Source organism: Streptococcus sanguinis, assembly GCF_050222175.1.
Lineage (GTDB): Bacteria > Bacillota > Bacilli > Lactobacillales > Streptococcaceae > Streptococcus > Streptococcus sanguinis_M.
In genome coordinates this window covers 536,926-560,915 of the sequence record NZ_CP071420.1, presented here as the reverse complement: position 1 = coordinate 560,915, position 23,990 = coordinate 536,926, and the positions used below count along the sequence as shown (strand labels likewise).

At 44.7% G+C, this 23,990-nt stretch carries 18 protein-coding genes, 11 tRNA genes and 3 rRNA genes; 10 read left to right on the top strand and 22 right to left on the bottom strand.

Going from position 1 to position 23,990, the window contains the following annotated elements:
• Positions 1-3 precede the first annotated feature (3 nt).
• The 4 genes from J1C91_RS02850 to J1C91_RS02835 form a co-directional block, all read right to left on the bottom strand.
• Positions 4-573 carry a GNAT family N-acetyltransferase gene (locus J1C91_RS02850; protein ID WP_080556554.1) on the bottom strand — a complete coding sequence of 190 codons (570 nt, stop codon included), beginning with the start codon at positions 571-573 and terminating at the stop codon, positions 4-6.
• A 266-nt stretch (positions 574-839) separates the two neighbouring features.
• Positions 840-1,094 (bottom strand): DUF1912 family protein, encoded by a 255-nt coding sequence (locus tag J1C91_RS02845; RefSeq protein ID WP_002920525.1) that lies wholly within the window; start codon positions 1,092-1,094, stop codon positions 840-842.
• A 26-nt stretch (positions 1,095-1,120) separates the two neighbouring features.
• Positions 1,121-2,482: a DUF438 domain-containing protein gene (locus tag J1C91_RS02840; protein ID WP_125439452.1), complete on the bottom strand. Its 1,362-nt coding sequence runs from the start codon at positions 2,480-2,482 to the stop codon at positions 1,121-1,123.
• Between the two features lie 2 nt (positions 2,483-2,484).
• Positions 2,485-2,715 (bottom strand): DUF1858 domain-containing protein, encoded by a 231-nt coding sequence (locus J1C91_RS02835; RefSeq protein ID WP_002894544.1) that lies wholly within the window; start codon positions 2,713-2,715, stop codon positions 2,485-2,487.
• Positions 2,716-2,970: 255 nt separating this feature from the next.
• Between J1C91_RS02835 and J1C91_RS02830 the strand changes: the two genes are divergently transcribed.
• The 4 genes from J1C91_RS02830 to J1C91_RS02815 all read left to right on the top strand — a co-directional run bounded on the left by J1C91_RS02830 (position 2,971) and on the right by J1C91_RS02815 (position 8,731).
• Positions 2,971-4,398 (top strand): helix-turn-helix domain-containing protein, encoded by a 1,428-nt coding sequence (locus tag J1C91_RS02830; RefSeq protein ID WP_125439454.1) that lies wholly within the window; start codon positions 2,971-2,973, stop codon positions 4,396-4,398.
• Positions 4,399-4,554: 156 nt separating this feature from the next.
• On the top strand, positions 4,555-6,063 hold the full coding sequence (gene glpK, locus J1C91_RS02825) for a glycerol kinase GlpK (RefSeq protein ID WP_002913179.1): 1,509 nt from the start codon (positions 4,555-4,557) through the stop codon (positions 6,061-6,063).
• A 68-nt stretch (positions 6,064-6,131) separates the two neighbouring features.
• Positions 6,132-7,958, top strand: a complete 1,827-nt coding sequence (gene glpO / locus J1C91_RS02820) for a type 1 glycerol-3-phosphate oxidase (protein ID WP_125439456.1) — start codon at positions 6,132-6,134, stop codon at positions 7,956-7,958.
• Positions 7,959-8,026: 68 nt separating this feature from the next.
• The gene (locus tag J1C91_RS02815) at positions 8,027-8,731 is read left to right on the top strand and encodes an MIP/aquaporin family protein (RefSeq protein WP_002913182.1); all 705 of its coding nucleotides are present in this window, start codon (positions 8,027-8,029) and stop codon (positions 8,729-8,731) included.
• Positions 8,732-8,921: 190 nt separating this feature from the next.
• Here J1C91_RS02815 and rlmD read toward each other — a convergent pair whose 3' ends face one another.
• A complete protein-coding gene (rlmD, locus tag J1C91_RS02810; RefSeq protein WP_002909026.1) occupies positions 8,922-10,292 on the bottom strand; it encodes a 23S rRNA (uracil(1939)-C(5))-methyltransferase RlmD in 1,371 nt (456 codons plus the stop codon).
• A 55-nt stretch (positions 10,293-10,347) separates the two neighbouring features.
• On the opposite strand from rlmD, the gene J1C91_RS02805 reads away from it, so the two are divergent.
• From J1C91_RS02805 to J1C91_RS02790, 4 genes are all read left to right on the top strand, one after another.
• Positions 10,348-11,124, top strand: coding sequence for an aminoglycoside 3'-phosphotransferase (locus J1C91_RS02805; protein ID WP_002909025.1), 777 nt, complete (start codon positions 10,348-10,350; stop codon positions 11,122-11,124).
• A 24-nt stretch (positions 11,125-11,148) separates the two neighbouring features.
• Positions 11,149-11,925 (top strand): recombination regulator RecX, encoded by a 777-nt coding sequence (gene recX / locus J1C91_RS02800; RefSeq protein WP_002909024.1) that lies wholly within the window; start codon positions 11,149-11,151, stop codon positions 11,923-11,925.
• An 86-nt stretch (positions 11,926-12,011) separates the two neighbouring features.
• Positions 12,012-12,545, top strand: a complete 534-nt coding sequence (ntdP, locus tag J1C91_RS02795) for a nucleoside tri-diphosphate phosphatase (RefSeq protein ID WP_002896978.1) — start codon at positions 12,012-12,014, stop codon at positions 12,543-12,545.
• 127 nt (positions 12,546-12,672) lie between these two features.
• Positions 12,673-12,990, top strand: coding sequence for a DUF960 domain-containing protein (locus tag J1C91_RS02790; protein ID WP_002909023.1), 318 nt, complete (start codon positions 12,673-12,675; stop codon positions 12,988-12,990).
• A gap of 359 nt (positions 12,991-13,349) precedes the next feature.
• On the opposite strand, the gene J1C91_RS02785 is transcribed toward J1C91_RS02790, so the two are convergent.
• The 17 genes from J1C91_RS02785 to J1C91_RS02705 form a co-directional block, all read right to left on the bottom strand.
• Positions 13,350-13,423: transfer RNA gene (locus J1C91_RS02785), tRNA-Pro, on the bottom strand.
• A gap of 47 nt (positions 13,424-13,470) precedes the next feature.
• Positions 13,471-13,544: transfer RNA gene (locus tag J1C91_RS02780), tRNA-Arg, on the bottom strand.
• A gap of 57 nt (positions 13,545-13,601) precedes the next feature.
• Positions 13,602-13,675 (bottom strand) — tRNA-Arg (locus tag J1C91_RS02775).
• 31 nt (positions 13,676-13,706) lie between these two features.
• A tRNA-Leu gene (locus J1C91_RS02770) sits at positions 13,707-13,792 on the bottom strand.
• A gap of 7 nt (positions 13,793-13,799) precedes the next feature.
• Positions 13,800-13,871 (bottom strand) — tRNA-Gly (locus tag J1C91_RS02765).
• Between the two features lie 14 nt (positions 13,872-13,885).
• Positions 13,886-13,958 (bottom strand) — tRNA-Thr (locus tag J1C91_RS02760).
• Between the two features lie 16 nt (positions 13,959-13,974).
• Positions 13,975-14,056: transfer RNA gene (locus J1C91_RS02755), tRNA-Leu, on the bottom strand.
• Positions 14,057-14,061: 5 nt separating this feature from the next.
• Positions 14,062-14,134 (bottom strand) — tRNA-Lys (locus J1C91_RS02750).
• A 32-nt stretch (positions 14,135-14,166) separates the two neighbouring features.
• A tRNA-Asp gene (locus tag J1C91_RS02745) sits at positions 14,167-14,239 on the bottom strand.
• Between the two features lie 16 nt (positions 14,240-14,255).
• A tRNA-Val gene (locus tag J1C91_RS02740) sits at positions 14,256-14,328 on the bottom strand.
• Between the two features lie 3 nt (positions 14,329-14,331).
• Positions 14,332-14,447, bottom strand: a 5S ribosomal RNA gene (rrf, locus tag J1C91_RS02735).
• 116 nt (positions 14,448-14,563) lie between these two features.
• A 23S ribosomal RNA gene (locus tag J1C91_RS02730) occupies positions 14,564-17,463 on the bottom strand.
• Positions 17,464-17,590: 127 nt separating this feature from the next.
• A tRNA-Ala gene (locus J1C91_RS02725) sits at positions 17,591-17,663 on the bottom strand.
• A gap of 64 nt (positions 17,664-17,727) precedes the next feature.
• A 16S ribosomal RNA gene (locus J1C91_RS02720) occupies positions 17,728-19,275 on the bottom strand.
• The 16S, 23S and 5S rRNA genes sit together here with 11 tRNA genes alongside, the layout of an rRNA operon.
• Before the next feature lie 334 nt (positions 19,276-19,609).
• A complete protein-coding gene (hpf, locus tag J1C91_RS02715; protein ID WP_002893481.1) occupies positions 19,610-20,152 on the bottom strand; it encodes a ribosome hibernation-promoting factor, HPF/YfiA family in 543 nt (180 codons plus the stop codon).
• Positions 20,153-20,233: 81 nt separating this feature from the next.
• Entirely contained in the window at positions 20,234-20,899 is a 666-nt protein-coding gene (locus J1C91_RS02710; protein WP_002909022.1) for a ComF family protein, read from the bottom strand.
• Positions 20,896-22,194 (bottom strand): DEAD/DEAH box helicase, encoded by a 1,299-nt coding sequence (locus J1C91_RS02705; protein WP_002909020.1) that lies wholly within the window; start codon positions 22,192-22,194, stop codon positions 20,896-20,898. The genes J1C91_RS02710 and J1C91_RS02705 overlap by 4 nt, the downstream gene beginning before the upstream one ends.
• Positions 22,195-22,259: 65 nt before the next feature.
• Between J1C91_RS02705 and J1C91_RS02700 the strand changes: the two genes are divergently transcribed.
• Positions 22,260-22,892 carry a YigZ family protein gene (locus J1C91_RS02700; RefSeq protein WP_002909018.1) on the top strand — a complete coding sequence of 211 codons (633 nt, stop codon included), beginning with the start codon at positions 22,260-22,262 and terminating at the stop codon, positions 22,890-22,892.
• 100 nt (positions 22,893-22,992) lie between these two features.
• Entirely contained in the window at positions 22,993-23,922 is a 930-nt protein-coding gene (cysK, locus tag J1C91_RS02695) for a cysteine synthase A (protein ID WP_002893488.1), read from the top strand.
• Positions 23,923-23,990: the final 68 nt, after the last annotated feature.

Sequence of the window (23,990 nt, the reverse complement as noted above, 5' to 3'; positions counted from 1 at the left end):
TCCCTATAATCCACAAATTTCCTCCCACTCACTCCTCAGCAATCCATATATCAGACCGTCACAGCGATTGCCTTGGGAATCTTTGCGGTCCCGGATGCGAGCTTCGAGGGTGAAGCTAAGCTTCTCTGCGACTCGTTGACTTTGAAGGTTATAGCTAAAGCAAGACAATTCAATTTTATTTAGATTTAATTCTTTAAAAGCTAGGTCAATCAAGGCACGCGCTGCTTCTGGGACATAGCCTCGTCCCCAATAGTCTGGGTGCAAGGTATAGCCGATTTCCAGTACATCATCTTCATGGCGATGGTTGAAATCAACAGAGCCAACGATTTTATCAGTCCCTTTGACAACAATCCCATAACCTGCTGGGAGATTCTCCTTTTGATTACGCTCAGGAAGGATATGCTCTAGGTAATAAATCTCGTCTTCCAAGGTCTTGACGGGCGGAAAGCCTGCTGGATAGGAGACTTCTGGCCGACTGGCATAGTCAAAAATATCCAATGCATCAGACACGGTGCGGACTCGCAACACTAGCCGTTCCGTTTCTAATCGATCTGGTAATCGTGCTTGCTCCATCTTCCTCCCTCGCTTTCTACAAAAAAAGTCCCTGCCATATCCATGACAGGGACGAATGTGTTTATCCGCGGTACCACCCAATTTCGGGCAGATGCCCGCAACTTTAGTCTTTGAAGTAAATACAAAGACACTTTTATTTCAATTTATTATCTCATCAGCAACCAGCTTTGACACATTTGTGGACTTCTCAGCACCGCCACTTTCTGTAAAATGCTTGACTCAAAACACCTCTGATGAACATATTCTATCACCTTTCCAGCGAAAAATCAATAATTTCTCTCACCCAAAAGTCCGTCTGGCAGGTCGTGAAATGCTTTGCCCGCCTGATAGTTGGCGAATTTCCCTAAAAGGAACTGGTAGGCATCGAGACGACTTTCATAGCGAATGGCTGCTTCCTTAGCACGCTCATCCTGGTCCGCCTCATAGACCGCCTGACTCTCCTTGAGAGCCATCTCGTTAATCATGACCTGGGTCTTAACCCAAGCTTCAAACTCCTGTAAAAATTCCTGTTCGTAACTCATTTTTCTCACTTTCTAACTGCAAATACCTAGTCCAAATCTCGGTAAAAATCACTGTCAATATCTCGGAAGGCCTGAATGTCCTGTACATACTCCAGCACCCCCTGAAATTCACCAGATTCATCTCGAACCGCCGCATAGGTCACATGGACAAACTTGCCCCGTGATTCCGACTTGAACCACATCTCAAACTTGTCCCGCTCTCCCTCGCGCAGAGCCTTGAAAATCCGCCGCACCTTGTCTAAAAACTTGGGCGGGTGACAGAGCTCGACATTGCGACCTATCTGGGACGGCGTCCGCTTGAAAATCATCTCGTCTGCCGGCACACTGTCATTATAATACTGGAAAATATCGTCCTTATTGACAAAGGTAATCTCCATGGGCAGATGGTTCAAAATCAGATTAGCCTCCGTCACAGACAGATAGCCATGACCAAAAGGCTGTTGGGAGTCCCGATTAAAGGCTTGCTCCTTCTTTTCCTTGGGCTTAAAGGAAATAGTGACCTGACCATCCGGCGTATCAATGACCTGCTGAAATCTGCCATCACTAGACTGTTCTCTGCTGGCTGGCGCTTCGCTTCCTTCATCAGCAGCATCCCCAGCTTCCTCCTCCGAGAATGAGTGCCGCGCAGGAATCCATTTCTCTGTCGGCTTGATGATAGCATAGCCATAAGCATCGCTCTCCTCAGCAATCTTGAGCCAGTCATCCTGATGAAAGGACTCGAGGAGTATCATGAGAAGGATAGACTCTTCCTTGAAAATCATAGCTTCAAACTCAGCCGCAAAAGTCTCAAACTTTTCCTTGACTTTCTCAATCGAAGTATCAGGCAACTGCTCTGCAACAATCTTAGCCTCTTGGAAAAGGTCCCGAATCTGGTCATCTACCCCCCACATGACCTTGGGCGGCGAATCGTGGCCATAGCTCTCCATGATGGGAAACATGAGCTCTTCCTTGCGCTGATAGTGAACATCAAACTGCCCCACCAAACTCAACTGACGCTGGAGTCCCTTGCGGATTTCAGGAAGAAGCTCCTCATCTTCTGTACTTTCATAGGTAGATAGAAGCCTGCGAACCCGCATGAGGGCAGCCCGCAAGGCTAAATTTTCTTGCTTGAAGACTTGAACCGGATGACCTGGATGGTCGGTATCAGCCACCTCCACATCCTGAATGGCACCTTTAAAGAGGTTGGCATGGACATTGCAGAGGGACATGACATCTTCGAAGGTCACTCCCGTATCCGAGTTCATAAGCTCATGCTCCATCAGGCTGATTTCAATAGCGGACACACCAGCAAAATGCTCGTTGAAAAGCTCCTGAACAGACTCTGCAGAAGCTCCGTTATGTAAATCCAGCAAGATAGACTTGAGGACTTCAATGCGTTCAGTAGCCATGCCTAAATCCCCACCACTTCATAGCCATTTAATTCCAGAGTTTGCTTGATTTTATTAAGGTCAATGCCGTTCATACCAGCACCTTTTTTGATAGAAACCACGCGCCCGACTGTATTGCGCATGACAGGATTGGCCAGAGGCGTAAAGCCCAACTCGACCAGAACATCCAAAACTTCTGGCTGCTTCTCAATCACTTCTGCCACTGGGATAGACAAATCAATTACATTATCCATAGCTGTTCCCTCATCCTTATTTTTCTACAATTATACCATAAAAAAGCTATCTGCCTCAAAGCAAAAAAAGGTGTGAGTGTCTGCTCCTCTTATGCTTGTTCAAAAGAAATGGAATAGCGAATTAAGATAGACATAATGACAGATTGTTTCAATTTATTATTTCCTTAGACAACGATAAGAAAATATAAAGCACATTGCTTCGTCTTTTTTCCCTTTTGTGATAAGCTAAGATTAGTGAATTGAGAGGGTTTTCGTATGTATCTTGCAGACTTAATGGAAAAGAGTGAAGCGGGGCAGTTTATTGTCCTGTCTTATTTACAGCAGCATTCTACATCCAGTTTGAAGGACGTTATGTCTGAAACAGGCTTCTCGAAAGCAACCTTGACCAAGTACATTAGCTTGATTAACGATAAGGCTATGGACCATCATACAGCCTTATCCATCCAGCTTCAGGACGAAACGCTCATTCTGTCCATCGCATCTGATACCAAGGGACGGGATATTCGCAGGCTCTTTTTGGACAATGCAGTCAAATACCAGATTTTAAACTACCTGCTCTACCATCAGCAGTTTTTAGCCCATCAATTAGCTCAAGAGCTGATGATCAGTGAAGCAACCCTCGGCCGTCATATATCCGGTCTAAATCAGATTTTATCAGAGTTTGAGCTATCTATCCAAAACGGCCGCTTGAAAGGGCCTGAGCACCAAATCCGCTATTTTTATTTCTGCCTCTTTCGTAAGGTCTGGTCCAGCCAAGATTGGGAAAAGGAACTTCAAAAATCAGAAAGAAGGCAGGAAGTTGCCGTCTTAGAAGAACTCTGTGGAGCTCAGCTCTCGCAAGGGCAGCGATTGGACTTGGCCCTTTGGGCACATATCACCCAACAGCGACTAAAAGTCAATGCCTGTCAATTTCAAAACATTGAGCAGAAAATGCAGGGCTATTTTGAAAATATCTTCTACCAGCGCTTGCATCGCAGGACAAATGATTTCTTTGCTGGACAGCACATCACCCTGAGTCTCGAAGATGGCGAAATGATGATTTTCTTTTCATTTCTGATTTCCCATCGGATTCTGCCCCTGCACACCATGGAGTATATACTGGGCTTTGGCGGTGAAATTGCCAGTCTGATTACGCAACTGATTCAAGAGATGAAGGGCCAGGACTTGCTTGATGACTATATCGAAGATCAAGTGACCTACGAACTCAGCCAGCTCTGCGCCCGCGTCTTTCTTTTCAAAGGCTATCTCTTGCAAGATAAATACAAGCATGATCTGGAATTGCGCCATCCTTACTTATGGAGCGAATACGATTATCGACAAGTGGCAGACACTATTTTTAGCAAACTGCCTATTTTCCAGCAGGGAACATCTCTGGATAAAAAGGTGTTGTGGGAATGGCTCCAGCTGATGGAATACATTGCTGAAAACGACGGTCAAATCATCAAGATAGGCATGGACTTGACAGATAGCTTTATCGTTGTTTCTAGGATGACAGCCATTTTAAGGCGGTACTTAGAGTACAATCGCTTTATTACGATTGAATCCTACGACCTTACCAGAAATTACGACCTCATCATCACCAACAATCCTATTCATCAGGCCCAGCAAGTTCCCATCTATTATTTAAAAAATGACTTGGATTTGGAAGATTTGGCACAAATCCGTCACATGATATTTCATTAAGAAACTTGGAGAATTCCAGGTTTTTTGTGATTTTCGCACAATCTCCTCAATTTTTTTAAAAATTTAAAAAAAGTTGATAAAAAAGAAAGCGTTTTATTTTATATACTAGTTACTGTAGAGGAAACATCCTCAAGATTTTTACTAGGAGGACAGTTCATGTCACAAGAAAAATACATCATGGCCATCGACCAAGGAACTACTAGTTCCCGCGCCATCATCTTTAACAAAAAAGGAGAAAAAGTTAGCTCCAGTCAAAAAGAATTTACTCAGATTTTCCCTCAAGCTGGATGGGTTGAGCACAATGCCAATGAAATTTGGAACTCTGTGCAGTCCGTTATTGCAGGTGCCTTCATCGAAAGTGGAGTCAAACCTAACCAAATAGAAGCCATCGGAATTACCAACCAGCGTGAAACAACTGTCGTCTGGGATAAGAATACTGGTCTTCCTATCTACAATGCTATCGTTTGGCAGTCTCGTCAGACAGCTCCTCTGGCTGAACAACTGAAAAGCCAAGGCTATGTAGAAAAATTCCATGAAAAGACTGGTTTGATCATTGATGCTTATTTCTCTGCTACCAAGGTTCGCTGGATTTTGGACCATGTAGAGGGAGCGCAAGAAAAAGCTGAAAAGGGTGAATTGCTCTTTGGGACTATCGATACCTGGCTGGTTTGGAAATTGACTGACGGTGCTTCTCACGTGACCGACTACTCAAATGCAGCCCGTACTATGCTATATAACATCAAGGAACTCAAATGGGATGATGAGATTTTGGAAATCCTCAACATTCCAAAGGCTTTGCTTCCAGAAGTTCGTTCTAACTCAGAAATCTATGGTAAGACTGCTCCATTCCATTTCTACGGTGGAGAAGTTCCAATCTCTGGTATGGCTGGTGACCAGCAGGCAGCTCTCTTTGGACAGTTAGCTTTTGAGCCTGGCATGGTCAAGAATACTTACGGAACTGGTTCATTCATCATCATGAACACTGGTGAAGAGATGCAACTGTCTGAAAACAACCTCTTGACAACCATTGGCTATGGAATTAACGGAAAAGTTTACTATGCTTTAGAAGGTTCTATCTTCATTGCCGGAAGTGCTATTCAATGGCTACGCGATGGTCTTCGGATGGTTGAAAATTCACCAGAATCTGAAAAATATGCCCTAGATTCTCACAACAATGACGAAGTCTATGTCGTACCTGCCTTTACAGGTCTGGGCGCTCCCTACTGGGATCAAAATGCACGTGGATCTGTCTTTGGCTTGACCCGCGGAACCAGCAAGGAAGACTTTATCAAGGCTACCCTGCAATCCATCGCTTACCAAGTACGCGACATCATCGATACTATGCAGGTTGACGCTAAGACAGCTATTCAAGTCCTCAAAGTCGACGGCGGTGCTGCTATGAACAACTTCCTCATGCAGTTCCAGGCCGACATTTTGGGAATCGATATTGCCCGTGCTAAAAACTTAGAAACAACTGCTCTCGGTGCAGCCTTCTTGGCAGGCCTGTCAGTAGGCTACTGGAAAGACTTAGACGAACTCCGCACTCTCAATGAAACTGGAGAACTCTTTGAACCATCTATGAATGAATCCCGCAAGGAACAACTCTACAAAGGATGGAAAAAAGCCGTTAAGGCAACTCAAGTCTTTGCAGAAATCGACGACTGATACTGATTCATATTTTTATAATTAAGTCAGTAGAAGCATGAAATGACTAAGTTAGAAAGTGTATAAATATGGAATTTTCAAAGAAAACACGTGAATTATCGATAAAAAAAATGCAGGAACGCACCTTGGACCTCCTGATTATTGGCGGCGGGATTACCGGTGCTGGAGTAGCCTTGCAAGCAGCTGCAAGTGGCCTGGAGACTGGTCTGATTGAAATGCAGGACTTTGCCGAAGGGACTTCTAGCCGTTCTACCAAACTGGTCCATGGTGGCCTTCGTTACCTCAAGCAATTCGACGTAGAGGTGGTATCAGATACGGTTTCTGAGCGTGCTGTGGTACAGCAAATTGCCCCCCATATTCCAAAACCAGATCCTATGCTGCTTCCTGTTTATGAAGAAGAGGGCGCTACCTTCAGCCTCTTCCGTCTCAAAGTGGCTATGGACCTCTATGACCTCTTAGCCGGTGTCAACAACACTCCTGCTGCCAATAAGGTCCTCAGCAAAGAAGAAGTCTTAGAACGGGAACCTGAACTTAAGAAAGAAGGCTTGGTCGGTGGCGGTGTCTATCTTGACTTCCGCAACAACGATGCGCGCCTCGTAATTGAAAATATCAAACGGGCCAACCAAGACGGCGCTCTGATTGCCAACCATGTCAAGGCAGAAGGCTTCCTTTTTGATGAATCTGGAAAGATTACAGGCGTTGTTGCGCGTGACCTCTTGACAGATGAAGTCTTTGAAATCAAGGCTCGCTTGGTCATCAACACAACTGGACCTTGGAGCGATAAGGTGCGCAATCTATCAAATGACGGTGAGCAATACTCACAAATGCGTCCAACCAAGGGAGTTCACTTGGTAGTTGACTCTAGCAAGATCAAGGTTTCTCAGCCAGTCTACTTTGACACAGGCTTGGGAGACGGCCGGATGGTCTTTGTTCTTCCACGTGAAAATAAAACCTACTTTGGTACGACTGATACTGACTACACTGGCGACCTAGAGCATCCAAAAGTAACACAAGAAGATGTGGATTACCTCTTGGGCATTGTCAATAATCGCTTCCCAGAAGCAAACATCACAATTGACGATATCGAAAGCAGCTGGGCAGGTCTTCGTCCTCTCATTGCAGGAAACAGCGCTTCTGACTATAACGGCGGAAATAACGGTACCATTAGCGACGAAAGTTTCAATTCACTGATTGCGACTGTTGAAAGCTATCTGGCCAAAGAAAAATCCCGTGAAGATGTTGAAGCGGCTGTTACTCAACTCGAAAGCAGCACTTCTGAAAAACACTTGGATCCATCTGCTGTATCACGTGGCTCTAGTTTGGACCGTGATAACAATGGTCTCTTGACTCTTGCTGGTGGTAAGATTACAGACTTCCGTAAGATGGCAGAAGGTGCTATGGAGCGCGTGGTTGAAATCCTCAAAGCAGAGTTCGACCGTAGCTTCAAACTCATCAACTCGAAGACCTACCCTGTTTCAGGCGGAGAGCTCAATCCAGCAAATGTGGATTCCGAAATCGAAGCTTTTGCGCAACTTGGTGTCTCACGCGGCTTAGACAGCAAAGAAGCCTTCTATCTTGCAAACCTTTACGGTTCAAATGCTCCTAAAGTCTTTGCCCTCGCACACAGCATCGAGCAAGCACCAGGTCTCAGCCTAGCGGATACCTTGTCACTGCATTATGCTATGCGTAACGAATTAGCACTCAGCCCTGTTGACTTCCTGCTGCGCCGGACAAACCACATGCTCTTTATGCGGGACAGCTTAGATGCGATTGTAGAACCTGTTCTTGATGAAATGGGACGATTCTACGACTGGACAGAAGAAGAAAAAGCAGCTTATCGAAAAGATGTTCAAGCTGCCCTTGCAAATAACGATTTAGAAGAATTAAAAAAATAGAAAATACGAGAAGAGGCGGTAGGCAAAACAACTGTCTGCCACCCCTTCTTTTAAATGGAGTAATATAGATGATGAAAGAAATATTTGGCGAATTTTTAGGAACACTGCTCTTGCTCCTTCTGGGTAATGGTGTAGTTGCAGGTGTGGTTCTTCCCAAAACTAAGAGTCACAATTCAGGCTGGATTGTAATCACCATGGGATGGGGGATTGCTGTTGCCATCGCTGCTTTTGTATCTGGCAACCTTGGCCCAGCCCATCTGAATCCTGCCCTAACTATCGGAGTAGCTCTGAAAGGTGATTTGCCTTGGGCATCTGTTCTTCCTTACGTCCTTGCTCAGTTTGCAGGTGCTATGGTCGGACAGTTCCTCGTCTTCCTGCAGTTCAAACCTCACTATCTAGCTGAAGAAAATCCAGCTAACGTTTTGGGTACATTCAGCACAGGCCCAGCTATCAAAGATACCTTCTCTAATCTGATTAGTGAAATCCTTGGAACTTTTGTCCTTGTGCTGACTATCTTCGCTCTTGGACTTTATAAGCTGCAAGCAGGCATTGGAACTTTTGCAGTTGGAACACTCATTGTCGGAATTGGTCTCTCACTTGGTGGAACAACAGGCTATGCACTCAACCCAGCTCGTGACTTAGGACCTCGCATCATGCACAGTCTTCTTCCTATTCCAAACAAAGGTGATGGTGATTGGAGCTATGCTTGGATTCCGGTTGTCGGACCAATCATTGGTGCCGTCCTTGCAGTCCTAGTCTTTGGCTTATTCTAATATAACCGATTACCATTGGAGAACACTAAACGAGTGTTCTCTTTTTGTGACTAATTGAGGTGGGGACTAACCTTCCAAGCTTACGCTTCCGATTATTGCAATTTTGCCAAAAGAAAAGACTTAGCTCCGTATCACAGAAAACTAAGTCCTTTTTAGAATGATTTTGTCAACTCTAGCGAGCTGTTTCTGATTAACTCACACGAGTGCTGTCTTTCTTAGACAATTTCACCACTGCCTCGGTCCGAGCGGTATGCGGAAACATATCAACCGACTGGATGTAGCGGACATCGTAAACCCGACAGAGCTTGACCAAATCGCGAGCTAGAGTTGAGACATTACAGGAAACATAGACCATCTTCTCAGGTGCATAGCGAACAATCGTCTCCAGCAGCTTATCGTCCAAACCTGTTCGCGGCGGATCGACAATTAAGGCATCCGCCCTATAACCCTCAGCATACCAGCGAGGAATAATCTCCTCTGCCGTTCCAGCCTCGTAGAGCGTATTGGTAAAGCCCATCCGTTTCGCATTGCGCTTGGCATCTTCAATGGCCTCAGGGATGATATCCATGCCTCTCAGAGATTTGACCTTTTTAGCAAAGGCAAAGCCGATGGTCCCCACCCCGCAATAGGCATCAATCAAATGGTCTTCTTTCGTCACATCTAGCGCCTTAACCGCCTCCCTGTAGAGCACCTCTGTCTGCTCAGGGTTGAGCTGATAGAAAGCCCGAGGCGATAGGGAGAACTCATAGTTCAACACTCCTTCTTGGATAGCCTCCTCGCCCCAGATAATCTCTGTCTTATCCCCATAAATCTCACTGGACTTGCTCGTATGATAATTGACCGCCACTGTCTCCAGCTCTGGAAATTCAGCCACTAGGTCTTGAACGACTGGAGAAAAGTCCAGCTTACGCCCCGTCACAAAAATCATCTGCACCTGACCCGTTTTTCTTGCCCTGCGAATCATAACGGTACGTACTCCAGCAGTCTTCCTCTCATCATAAATAGGCAGCCTGTACTTGCCTAAAAGCCGAGCCACCTTATTGATGATCTTTTGCGTTACCTTGTCCTGAACCAGACAGTTTTTCAGCGAGACCAGATAGTGGGAATTCTGGGCATAGAGCCCCGCCTTAACTTCATCCTTATATTTCCGAGTCTGAAACTGCAACTTAGCCCGATAATAGAGCGACTCCTTCATACCAATAGTCGGACGAATCTCATAGTTTTCATAACCAGCTGGCGCAAATTTTTTCAAGGCCTGACGCAGCAAATCTTCCTTAAACTCCAACTGCTTGTCATAGTGGAGGTGCATGATTTGACAGCCCCCGCACCTATCATAAATCTCACAAGGCGCTTCCACCCGAAATTTTGACCGCTTGTTAATGGTCAAGAGCTTGGCCTCGATAAAATTACGCTGGACTCTAGTCACCTGACAGTAGACTTCCTCACCCTTCAAAGCCCCAGGCACAAAGACCAGCGTTTTCTTATAAAACCCAATCCCTTCCCCATTAATACCCATTTTCTTAATTTTCAAAGGGATTCTTTGCTTCACTTTCACATTCATGATTCTATTATACCACGCTGCCTCGCATTAGTTGAGAATATGGTACAATAAAAGTATGAAATCAGAAAAAATATCTCTTCCACTAGCCCAGTTTCCTGAGCAAATACGAACTTATCTAGAGGGAGCCAACTTTTACGACAGCTCCTCACATTCCGGAGCCAGCGTTTTCTATGTTGATACAGGCTATTATTTGAAAATCGACCAAAAAGGCCAGTTAGCCCAAGAAGCCACACTTGCCAAATGGTTTGAGAAGCAAGGACTCGGTGTGCCTATCATTCACTACCAAACAACAGATAAAGACTACCTGCTGACTAAAGAAGCCGAGGGCAAGGACGCCCTAGCCTTTCTCCAACAGCCAGAAGAACTTTGCCAAACAATGGCTGCCGCGCTCAAAAAACTTCATAGCATCCAACCCCAGTATTTCCCAATCAAACATCGTCTCCAGCACTATAAAGAAGTAGCAGAGAAAAATTATCAGAAAGGTTGCTTTTATCAAAAAGCCTTACTGCCTCAGTTTCACATCCAAAGCCGTGAGGAAGCATATCCGCTTATCCAAGAAAAGGGACACCTACTGACGGCGGACGCCTTGATTCATGGAGATGCCTGCTTGCCTAATTTCATTCTGAAAGACGCAGCAACCTTCTCCTGCTTTATTGACCTTGGCCTCGCCGGCCTTAGCGACCGCCACATTGATCTTTACTGGACAATCTGGTCTCTTACTTATAATTTATCTGATCCTAGATACGCAGAGCTCTTTCTTGACTACTATGGCAGGAAGGATGTTGATACAGACAAACTGCGCTTGATTGCTGCCTTTGAAGCATTTGGCTAAAAGAAAGGACTTTACCACCCCCCTATGAAAATCACAAAAATCGAAAAGAAAAAAAGACTCTACCTCTTGGAGTTGGACGTCAGTGAAAAGCTCTATATTACAGAAGACACCATCGTCCGCTTCATGCTGTCTAAAGGAATGGAAATCACAGAGCAGGAGCTATCAGAAATTCAAGACCATGCCCAATTTTCTTACGGAAAAAATCTAGCCCTCTATCATCTCTCCTTCAAGCAAAGAACTGCTAAGGAAGTTAAAGACTACTTAACACAGCACGACATCCAACCAGAAATCATCAGTCAGGTCTTGGACAATCTAAAAAAGGATAATTGGATTAATGATAGAAAATATGCTAACTCTTTTATCCAATCCAATCTTCTCACTGGTGACAAAGGCTCTTTTGTTCTCAAGCAAAAACTCAGTCAAAAAGGGATTTCTAGCACTATCATAGAAGAAGAATTGAATCAGTTTGACTTCACTGAACTAACAGACAAAGTTGCCGAAAAGCTGCTCAAAAAATACCAGGGAAAACTGCCCAGCAAGGCCTTGCAAGATAAAATTCTTCAATCCTTGATAAACAAAGGTTTTTCATACAGCCAAGCCAAAACAGCCTATCAGCATTTGGAAATCGAAGAAGACCAAGAAAACCAGCAAGAACTGCTTTATAAAGAGCTAGACAAGCAATACCGCAAGTACTCAAAAAAGTATGACGGTTATGACTTAAAACAGCGTCTGACCCAAGCTCTAGCTCGCAAAGGCTATGATTTCTCCGACATCGCTAGCACTCTGAGAGAATATCTTTAAGATTTTCTATGAAAACTTATGCATTTCTATGAAAATATGTTACAATAAAGAAGATAAACTTATAAATTGTAGAAAGTTGGTAAGTTATGAAACTTCCAAAAGAAGGCGACTTTATTACAATTCAAAGTTATAAGCATGATGGGAATCTTCACCGCACCTGGCGAGATACCATGGTACTAAAGACAACAGAAAACGCCATTATTGGTGTTAATGACCACACACTGGTAACAGAAAGTGATGGCCGACGTTGGGTAACACGTGAACCTGCCATTGTCTATTTTCATAAAAAATACTGGTTTAATATCATTGCCATGATTCGAGACAACGGAACTTCATACTACTGCAACCTAGCCAGTCCTTACTATCTGGATAATGAAGCTCTAAAATACATTGACTATGATTTAGACGTCAAAGTCTTTGCTGATGGTGAAAAACGCCTGTTGGATGTAGAAGAATATGAACGCCACAAAAAGCAGATGCACTATTCTGATGATTTGGATTTCATTCTCAAAGAAAATGTCAAAATCCTAGTTGATTGGATTAACAACGGAAGAGGTCCATTTTCAGATGCTTATGTCAATATTTGGTACAAACGTTATGTTGAACTAAAGAATCGATAAAGTTGTCAAAGAGCGTAAGCTCTTTTTCTTTTATCTAATTCGGCCACACTAAAGGTCAAATTCTTGCAATCTCAAGCATTTTCGGGTATCATATAAGAAAATCCAGACTGTAAGAAAGGAGTCTCCCATGGCATTTACAAATACTCTCGGACGATATGCCAGCTTTGGCATCATGACGAGCCTCCCTGAAGAAATTGTCGACTCATTCTGGTACGTTATTGATAACAATCTCAAAGGAGTCTTTGAACTTCGCCCAGTCCTCAAGTTCGAAATCATCAATAGCCAAGGAAGAGTATCTCTTCGCTTCTCACAAAAAAACTTCAACACCATTATTTCATTTGACTTAAACTATCAATTTGACCCTTTCTTTCCTAGAAAAGTCTACATCGTTGATAACAAGGGCAAAGAAACCATTATGCTATCTGACGAATACTCTTTGATGTAGTAAATCCAACTCAGCACATATAAAAACCTCTGAAAGCAACTATTCACTGCTATCAGAGGTTTTTATCTTTAATATTACTCATATCAAATGAAAAGTACATTAGAGCAGCTTGACAGATCCTAAACTCCCGGAACACTAAAATAAATCTTAACCCGATTAAATAATCAAATCCAATGCTTTCTAATAGGATTATATAAAGAGAGAAAACAAGTAGTTATAAAAGATTGTATCTCTAATTAAATCCGACTATAACTGAAAGAGCTCAACAACATATGTTAGCTAAGTTTCGGATAATGAACAAACAGTTTTCTTAAAAACAAAAAAGATAGATCAGTACATCTATCTTCGATGTTATCTAGTCGGGAAGACAGGATTCGAACCTGCGACACCTTGGTCCCAAACCAAGTACTCTACCAAGCTGAGCTACTTCCCGGTGCTTAAACAATCTAAAAACGGAGCCCTAAAGACTTCGCCTCTAAATGCACCCTAGAGGAGTCGAACCTCTAACCGCCTGATTCGTAGTCAGGTACTCTATCCAGTTGAGCTAAGGGTGCTCAGTATTCATATTAAATTCATTATAGCAAAACTTAAGAAAAAATTAAATAATTTAATGCACCCTAGAGGAGTCGAACCTCTAACCGCCTGATTCGTAGTCAGGTACTCTATCCAGTTGAGCTAAGGGTGCTCATCTTCTTCTACTGCCTCTTACAAGTCTATGCCGAGGACCGGAATCGAACCGGTACGATCGTTACCAATCGCAGGATTTTAAGTCCTGTGCGTCTGCCAGTTCCGCCACCCCGGCCGCCTCAAGCGAACGACGGGATTCGAACCCGCGACCCCCACCTTGGCAAGGTGATGTTCTACCACTGAACTACGTTCGCATCCTATTCAAAAATGCCGGCTACATGACTTGAACACGCGACCCTCTGATTACAAATCAGATGCTCTACCAACTGAGCTAAGCCGGCTCATTATTATCTTATATGCGGGTTAAGGGACTTGAACCCCCACGCCCTAAAGCGCCAGATCCTAAATCTGGTGCGTCTGCCAATTCCGCCAAACCCGCTCTTATGACCCGTACTGGGCTCGAACCAGTGACCCTTTGATTAAAAGTCAAATGCTCTACCAACTGAGCTAACGAGTCTCTTACTTTTATTGAAATCTTCTCGACTTCAACGGTCCCGACGGGAATCGAACCCGCGATCTTCGCCGTGACAGGGCGACGTGATAACCGCTACACTACGGGACCTATTCTTTTCAGAATATGGGAGTTAACGGGATCGAACCGCTGACCCTCTGCTTGTAAGGCAGATGCTCTCCCAGCTGAGCTAAACTCCCTTCGCTAAGCGACTACCATATCTCACAGGGGGCAACCCCCAACTACTTCCGGCGTTCTAGGGCTTAACTGCTGTGTTCGGCATGGGTACAGGTGTATCTCCTAGGCTATCGTCACTTAACTATTGAATTAACTGTCCTGTCCTCTCAGACAAGCCTTGTCAACTCAAAATTGAATACAATATCAAATCTAACATTTCTCTAAACCATTCGCTGCACTCTGATGAAGCTCTTATTCTAGGATAAGTCCTCGAGCGATTAGTATTAGTCCGCTCCATGTGTCACCACACTTCCACTCCTAACCTATCAACCTGATCTTCTCTCAGGGCTCTTACTAACTTGCGTTATGGGAAATCTCATCTTGAGGTGGGTTTCACACTTAGATGCTTTCAGCGTTTATCCCTTCCCTACATAGCTACCCAGCGATGCTCTTGGCAGAACAACTGGTACACCAGCGGTAAGTCCACTCTGGTCCTCTCGTACTAGGAGCAGATCCTCTCAAATTTCCTACGCCCGCGACGGATAGGGACCGAACTGTCTCACGACGTTCTGAACCCAGCTCGCGTGCCGCTTTAATGGGCGAACAGCCCAACCCTTGGGACCGACTACAGCCCCAGGATGCGACGAGCCGACATCGAGGTGCCAAACCTCCCCGTCGATGTGAACTCTTGGGGGAGATAAGCCTGTTATCCCCAGGGTAGCTTTTATCCGTTGAGCGATGGCCCTTCCATACGGAACCACCGGATCACTAAGCCCGACTTTCGTCCCTGCTCGAGTTGTAGCTCTCGCAGTCAAGCTCCCTTATACCTTTACACTCTGCGACTGATTTCCAACCAGTCTGAGGGAACCTTTGGGCGCCTCCGTTACCTTTTAGGAGGCGACCGCCCCAGTCAAACTGCCCGTCAGACACTGTCTCCGTAGATGATTAACCTACCGGGTTAGAGTGGCCATAACACAAGGGTAGTATCCCAACAACGCCTCCATCGAAACTGGCGTCCCGATTTCATAGGCTCCTACCTATCCTGTACATGTGGCACAGACACTCAATATCAAACTGCAGTAAAGCTCCATGGGGTCTTTCCGTCCTGTCGCGGGTAACCTGCATCTTCACAGGTACTAAAATTTCACCGAGTCTCTCGTTGAGACAGTGCCCAAATCATTACGCCTTTCGTGCGGGTCGGAACTTACCCGACAAGGAATTTCGCTACCTTAGGACCGTTATAGTTACGGCCGCCGTTTACTGGGGCTTCAATTCATACCTTCGCGTTACCGCTAAGCACTCCTCTTAACCTTCCAGCACCGGGCAGGCGTCACCCCCTATACATCATCTTACGATTTAGCAGAGAGCTGTGTTTTTGATAAACAGTTGCTTGGGCCTATTCACTGCGGCTGACCAAAGTCAGCACCCCTTCTCCCGAAGTTACGGGGTCATTTTGCCGAGTTCCTTAACGAGAGTTCTCTCGCTCACCTGAGGCTACTCGCCTCGACTACCTGTGTCGGTTTGCGGTACGGGTAGAGTATGATACAACGCTAGAAGCTTTTCTTGGCAGTGTGACATCACTCACTCGCTACTAAACTTCGCTCCCCATCACAGCTCAACGTTAGAGGTATAAGCATTTGACTCATACCACGCCTCACTGCTTAGACGTACATCCAATCGTACGCACGAGTTAGCCTACTGCGTCCCTCCATCACTTCATACTCTAGTACAGGAATCTCAACCTGTTGGCCATCGGATACACCTTTCGGTCTCTCCTTAGGTCCCGACTAACCCAGGGCGGACGAGCCTTCCCCTGGAAACCTTAGTCTTACGGTGGACAGGATTCTCACCTGTCTTGCGCTACTCATACCGGCATTCTCACTTCTATGCGTTCCAGCGCTCCTCACGGTACACCTTCTCCACACATAGAACGCTCTCCTACCATACCTATAAAAGGTATCCACAGCTTCGGTAAATTGTTTTAGCCCCGGTACATTTTCGGCGCAGGGTCACTCGACTAGTGAGCTATTACGCACTCTTTGAATGAATAGCTGCTTCTAAGCTAACATCCTAGTTGTCTGTGCAACCCCACATCCTTTTCCACTTAACAATTATTTTGGGACCTTAGCTGGTGGTCTGGGCTGTTTCCCTTTCGACTACGGATCTTAGCACTCGCAGTCTGACTGCCGACCATAATTCATTGGCATTCGGAGTTTATCTGAGATTGGTAATCCGGGATGGACCCCTCACCCAAACAGTGCTCTACCTCCAAGAATCTTCATGTCGACGCTAGCCCTAAAGCTATTTCGGAGAGAACCAGCTATCTCCAAGTTCGTTTGGAATTTCTCCGCTACCCACAAGTCATCCAAGCACTTTTCAACGTGCCCTGGTTCGGTCCTCCAGTGCGTTTTACCGCACCTTCAACCTGCTCATGGGTAGGTCACATGGTTTCGGGTCTACATCATGATACTAAAGCGCCCTATTCAGACTCGGTTTCCCTACGGCTCCGTCTCTTCAACTTAACCTCGCATCATAACGTAACTCGCCGGTTCATTCTACAAAAGGCACGCTCTCACCCATGAACGGGCTCGAACTTGTTGTAGGCACACGGTTTCAGGTTCTATTTCACTCCCCTCCCGGGGTGCTTTTCACCTTTCCCTCACGGTACTGGTTCACTATCGGTCACTAGGGAGTATTTAGGGTTGGGAGATGGTCCTCCCAGATTCCGACGGGATTTCACGTGTCCCGCCGTACTCAGGATACTGCTAGGTACAGAATCTATTTAAAATACGAGGCTCTTACTCTCTTTGGCTGACTTTCCCAAGTCATTCTTCTATAAATTCTGAGTCCACATTGCAGTCCTACAACCCCGAAGAGTAAACTCTTCGGTTTGCCCTTCTGCCTCTTCGCTCGCCGCTACTAAGGCAATCGCTTTTGCTTTCTCTTCCTGCAGCTACTTAGATGTTTCAGTTCACTGCGTCTTCCTCCTCATTCCCTTAACAGAAATGGGTAACAGGCATCAACCTGTTGGGTTCCCCCATTCGGACACCCCCGGATCGAAGCTTACTTACAGCTCCCCGAGGCATTTCGTCGTTTGTCACGTCCTTCTTCGGCTCCTAGTGCCAAGGCATCCACCGTGCGCCCTTACTAACTTAACCTTATTTTTGACCTTTCAGTCTTAAACTCATTAATTTTCACAGCGTTTTCGGTTTATTTTCTTGTTACTATTTGATATCGGTATTCAATTTTCAATGGACAAGTTCTTTATCTAGTCAAACTAGATAATGGAGCCTAGCGGGATCGAACCGCTGACCTCCTGCGTGCAAAGCAGGCGCTCTCCCAGCTGAGCTAAGGCCCCACATAGCCCTCTCAAAACTAAACAAGACTCAAGTGCATTCCGTGTGTCCTTACGGACTCCTTAGAAAGGAGGTGATCCAGCCGCACCTTCCGATACGGCTACCTTGTTACGACTTCACCCCAATCATCTATCCCACCTTAGGCGGCTGGCTCCTTGCGGTTACCTCACCGACTTCGGGTGTTACAAACTCTCGTGGTGTGACGGGCGGTGTGTACAAGGCCCGGGAACGTATTCACCGCGGCGTGCTGATCCGCGATTACTAGCGATTCCGACTTCATGTAGGCGAGTTGCAGCCTACAATCCGAACTGAGACTGGCTTTCAGAGATTAGCTTGCCGTCACCGGCTTGCGACTCGTTGTACCAGCCATTGTAGCACGTGTGTAGCCCAGGTCATAAGGGGCATGATGATTTGACGTCATCCCCACCTTCCTCCGGTTTATTACCGGCAGTCTCGCTAGAGTGCCCAACTCAATGATGGCAACTAACAATAGGGGTTGCGCTCGTTGCGGGACTTAACCCAACATCTCACGACACGAGCTGACGACAACCATGCACCACCTGTCACCTCTGTCCCGAAGGAAAACTCTATCTCTAGAGCGGTCAGAGGGATGTCAAGACCTGGTAAGGTTCTTCGCGTTGCTTCGAATTAAACCACATGCTCCACCGCTTGTGCGGGCCCCCGTCAATTCCTTTGAGTTTCAACCTTGCGGTCGTACTCCCCAGGCGGAGTGCTTAATGCGTTAGCTGCGGCACTAAGCCCCGGAAAGGGCCTAACACCTAGCACTCATCGTTTACGGCGTGGACTACCAGGGTATCTAATCCTGTTTGCTCCCCACGCTTTCGAGCCTCAGCGTCAGTTACAGACCAGAGAGCCGCTTTCGCCACCGGTGTTCCTCCATATATCTACGCATTTCACCGCTACACATGGAATTCCACTCTCCCCTTCTGCACTCAAGTTAAACAGTTTCCAAAGCATACTATGGTTAAGCCACAGCCTTTAACTTCAGACTTATCTAACCGCCTGCGCTCGCTTTACGCCCAATAAATCCGGACAACGCTCGGGACCTACGTATTACCGCGGCTGCTGGCACGTAGTTAGCCGTCCCTTTCTGGTAAGATACCGTCACAGTGTGAACTTTCCACTCTCACACCCGTTCTTCTCTTACAACAGAGCTTTACGATCCGAAAACCTTCTTCACTCACGCGGCGTTGCTCGGTCAGGGTTCCCCCCATTGCCGAAGATTCCCTACTGCTGCCTCCCGTAGGAGTCTGGGCCGTGTCTCAGTCCCAGTGTGGCCGATCACCCTCTCAGGTCGGCTATGTATCGTCGCCTTGGTGAGCCGTTACCTCACCAACTAGCTAATACAACGCAGGTCCATCTGGTAGTGATGCAATTGCATCTTTCAATTAATTATCATGCGATAAGCAATTTCATGCGGTATTAGCTATCGTTTCCAATAGTTATCCCCCGCTACCAGGCAGGTTACCTACGCGTTACTCACCCGTTCGCAACTCATCCAAGAAGAGCAAGCTCCTCTCTTCAGCGTTCTACTTGCATGTATTAGGCACGCCGCCAGCGTTCGTCCTGAGCCAGGATCAAACTCTCATTAAAAAGTTTGAGTTCGCACTCATTACTGTCCACTGACAGATTTATTTTCGTTTTTTTGACAGGTTACATATCTCTATGTCACCCTGCACTTGGTTCGTCTTGTTCAGTTTTCAAAGGGCTTTGTCTTTCGCGACAACTATATTAGTATATCACCTATACCTACTACCTGTCAATACCTTTTTTGAATCTTTTTTAATTTTTTTTGAAGTTTATTTTTCAACTATATGTATAAAGTTAATTTCTTTGTGCCTAGGGTAATTGTTCTATGTCAGCTTACAGTATGACTTTCTATAATCTAAAAAGGTTGAGAAACATGCTCTCAACCCTATTTTCTTATTTATTTGACTTCTAACAGACCAATATCTCCATCCTCACGACGATATATTACATTCGTGCTGCTGTCCTCTGCATCGGAATAGATAAAGAAATCGTGCCCCAATAAATCCATCTGCAGAATCGCTTCTTCCAAGTCCATCGGCTTCAAATCTATGTGTTTTGAACGGACAACTTTTGACGGAATTTCTTCTGCTTCTTCAGCAAAGGAATCTGTGAAAAGCTGGCTTGTAGCAACCTTATTGCGATTCTTTCTTTCAATCTTGGTCTTATTTTTGCGGATTTGGCGCTCAATCTTATCTGTGACCAAATCAATTGATCCATACATGTCCTGAGAGATATCTTCTGCACGAAGAGTGATGGAGCCTAGCGGAATTGTTACTTCCACTTTCGCAGTCTTTTCACGGTAAACCTTGAGGTTCACACGCGCATCAAGTTCTTGCTCTGCTTGGAAATACTTCTCAATCTTCTCAAGTTTAGAAACTACGTAGTCACGGAGAGCATCTGTTACTTCTAGGTTTTCACCACGGATACTATATTTAAGCATATAAGTACCTTCTTTCTAAACATAAATGTTTTATTTATAATATCATTATAACGCTTTCATTCCTTTTTTGCAAATTTTTTCTTATCTTGCGATTGAAAATGTCAAAATTTCTTTCACTCCTGCTTCCAGCAAGATTTGCTTGGCTAATTGCAAGGTTTTTCCAGTCGTATAGATATCATCAACCAGCAAAATTTTATCTGGCAAATCAACTCCATTCTTAATTTTAAAAGCCTGCTGCGTCTGCAGACGCTCCTCACGTGTCTTGCTCGACTGTGCTAGGGTGTCTTTTTTCTCTAAGATATCTCTGTATGACAAGTTTGCAGCATCTAAAATCCCCTGCACTTGATTAAAACCTCTCACTTGAAATTTTTCGATACTGACTGGAATCGGAACAATGGTATGTTCTCTAAACATTTTGACTGCTTTTTTAGCTGCTTTTGCAAATACAAAGCGCAATACATAGTCTCCCTGAAACTTGTATTGACTGAAATATTCCTTCATTGCTTCATTATAGGTAAATAGTGACTGATGCTGGACTTGATTGCCCTCTTTCTCCCATTTTTGGCAATCTGCACATAAATCTGATTGCCCGTTTCGAAAACAGCGTGGGCAATGCTCTTCAGATATGCGTTCAAAATTTTGATAACAAACGGGACAGCAGCTTGGTCCTCCTTCTTTTAATAGAAAAAGCTGTAAAAAACTACTTTTCTCCTCAATTTGCCCTTTGCACAAAAGACACTCTGTCATAATCCCGCCTCCTTATTCATATCTCTCATTTCCCGGATTGCCTTTTCCATAGCAAGGGTAGTCCCATCATGAAAAAATAGCAACTGTCCAGTCGGTCTATCCATACTACGGCCAACTCGGCCTGAAATCTGAACCAGAGCACTACGACTGAACAAGCGATGATTGGCTTCCAAGACAAAAACATCTACGCCAGGAAAAGTTACTCCACGCTCTAAGATAGTCGTTGTCACCAAAATAGTAATCTCCTTGCGACGAAACTGTTCGACAATCTCCAGACGATTTTCTGTTGTGGAGGCGACAAAAGCCAGCTTTTCATCAGGCAGAGCAATCTGCAAAGCCTGAGCAAAATCCTCTCCTCTTTGAATTTCTGCAGCAAATATCAAGAGAGGAAATTGAGTCTTTCTCTGTTTTTCTATATAGTTCAAAAGTTTAGGTGCTATTTTCTTCTTCTGAAGATGCTTTTGAAAATCAGATAACCAAATTTTCTGAGGGATAGTCAAGGGATTACCATGAAATCTTCTGGGAAGACTTAGGCGTTTCAGCTGGCCTTTTTGAACTCTTTTATCCAGTTCATCTGTGGAAGTGGCTGTCAGAAAAATAGTTGTAGCACTCTCTTTCACAGAACGCTCTACTGCGTGATACAGCATGGGATTATCCACATAAGGAAAAGCATCTACCTCGTCAACAATCAGCAAATCAAAAGCTTGATAAAATTTCAAGAGCTGATGGGTGGTCGTAATCACCAAGGGGCTGCGAAAATAAGCTTCTGATTCCCCATGCAGAAGAGCTATTTGACAAGAAAAGTCTTCTTTGATTCGTCGATAAAGTTCTAAACAAACATCAATCCGCGGGCTAGCCAGACAGACAGAACCTCCTCTATCAATAACTCTTGCAAGCACTTGGTAAATCATTTCTGTTTTTCCGGCGCCAGTAACAGCATGCACTAACGTATTCTGCCTTTTCTCTAGCGCATCAAGTAATCCTTTGGAAACCTTTCCTTGAAACTCTGTCAGTTGCCCCTGCCATTTAAGCACCTGATTCTTAGGAAAATCCTCTTGAGGAAAATAGTAGAGTTTTTGGTCACTACGTACCCGACCCAAGATTAAGCATTCTCTACAATAATAAGCTCCAACCGGCAGTTGATTTTCTCGTTCAATCAAACTATTGCAGCGTCCACAGTGGAGCTTGCCTTTTTCTTCTTGGATACTGAGAATTTCTTTTGCTTGTGCTCGTAAGCTAGACTCTAATTGATTTTCTGTAAATATTCGTCCTAAACAATCTTGTAACTCTAACATACTTATTTATTCGTATTTATTCGTAATTTTTTGGCAAAATTCATATTTTCTTGTAAAATATAGTTATGGAATTTAAGACAATTAAAGAAGATGGCATGGTTCAAGAGGAAATTAAAAAATCCCGCTTTATCTGCCATGTAAAAAGAGTTTACTTTGAGGAAGAGGCTCGCGCTTTTATAGCTGCTATAAAAAAAGAACATTACAAGGCTACTCATAACTGCTCTACTTTTATCATTGGAGGAAAGAGCGATATTAAGCGGACCAGTGATGATGGGGAGCCCAGCGGAACAGCCGGAGTTCCTATGCTGGGAGTCTTAGAAAAGCATGGATTGACCAATCTTTGCGTTGTAGTTACTCGCTATTTTGGCGGTATTAAGCTAGGAGCCGGCGGTCTGATTCGAGCTTATGCAGGCAGTGTTGCTCTGGCTATCAAGGAGATTGGACTGGTTGAGATAAAAGAACAGGCCGGCCTGCGCCTAAGACTGTCTTACAGCCAATATCAGGATTTTGCAAATTTTTTGAAGGCGGAAAATCTTGCTGAATACGATACTGAATTTACAGATACTGTCTCCACTCTTCTTTTCGTTGACAAAGGTGAAAGAGAACTGCTTAAAGACAAACTGACTGAGTTTTTTAAGGGCAAATTGGAGATGATGGATCAAGGACTGCGCCAAGTAGAAGTCCCCTTGATGTTTTGACATAAAGAAAAGCTATGGCTCTCATAGCTTTTTTATATTTTACAAAGCGCTTGTTTCATTTTATACTAATTCTATTAAATTATATTGAGGTATGTATTCTATGTCACGTATTTATCAAAACATTACAGAACTAATTGGGCAAACTCCCATCGTCAAATTGAACAACTTGGTTCCAGAAGGAGCTGCTGAGGTTTATGTGAAGTTAGAGGCTTTCAATCCTGGATCTTCTGTTAAAGACCGGATTGCTCTCAGCATGATTGAGGCGGCTGAGCGCGATGGCCTTATTAAGCCTGGCGATACCATAGTTGAAGCAACCAGCGGAAATACCGGTATTGGCCTTTCATGGGTTGGAGCAGCTAAAGGCTACAAGGTCGTCATTGTTATGCCAGAAACCATGAGTGTGGAACGCCGCAAGATTATCCAAGCTTATGGTGCTGAGTTGGTCTTGACTCCGGGTAGCGAAGGAATGAAAGGCGCTATTGCAAAAGCACAAGAAATCGCACAAGAACGTAATGGCTGGCTGCCACTGCAATTTAACAATCCGGCTAATCCAGAGGTACACGAACGAACAACAGGAGCAGAAATTATCGCTGCTTTCGGTGAAACTGGACTGGATGCTTTTGTAGGCGGTGTCGGAACTGGCGGAACCATTTCTGGTGTGTCTCATGCTCTCAAAAAAGTTAATCCAGACATCCAAATCTATGCAGTTGAAGCAGACGAATCTGCTATCCTTTCTGGTGAGAAGCCAGGCCCTCACAAAATCCAAGGACTTTCAGCTGGATTCATTCCAGAGACCTTAGATACAGAAGCCTACAACGGTATTGTCCGCGTAACTTCTGATCAAGCACTGGAATTTGGACGCTATATTGGCGGTCAGGAAGGCTTCTTAGTGGGAATTTCATCTGCTGCTGCTATTTTCGCAGCTATTGAAGTAGCAAAAAAACTAGGAGCTGGCAAGAAAGTCCTTGCTCTGGCTCCTGATAACGGCGAACGCTATCTGTCTACCGCTCTCTATGAATTTGATGCTTAGTATTTTTGAAAAATATGTCCATTTCAACTTAGTACTCAACTATGAATTGAATAGCAATTCTATCCAAG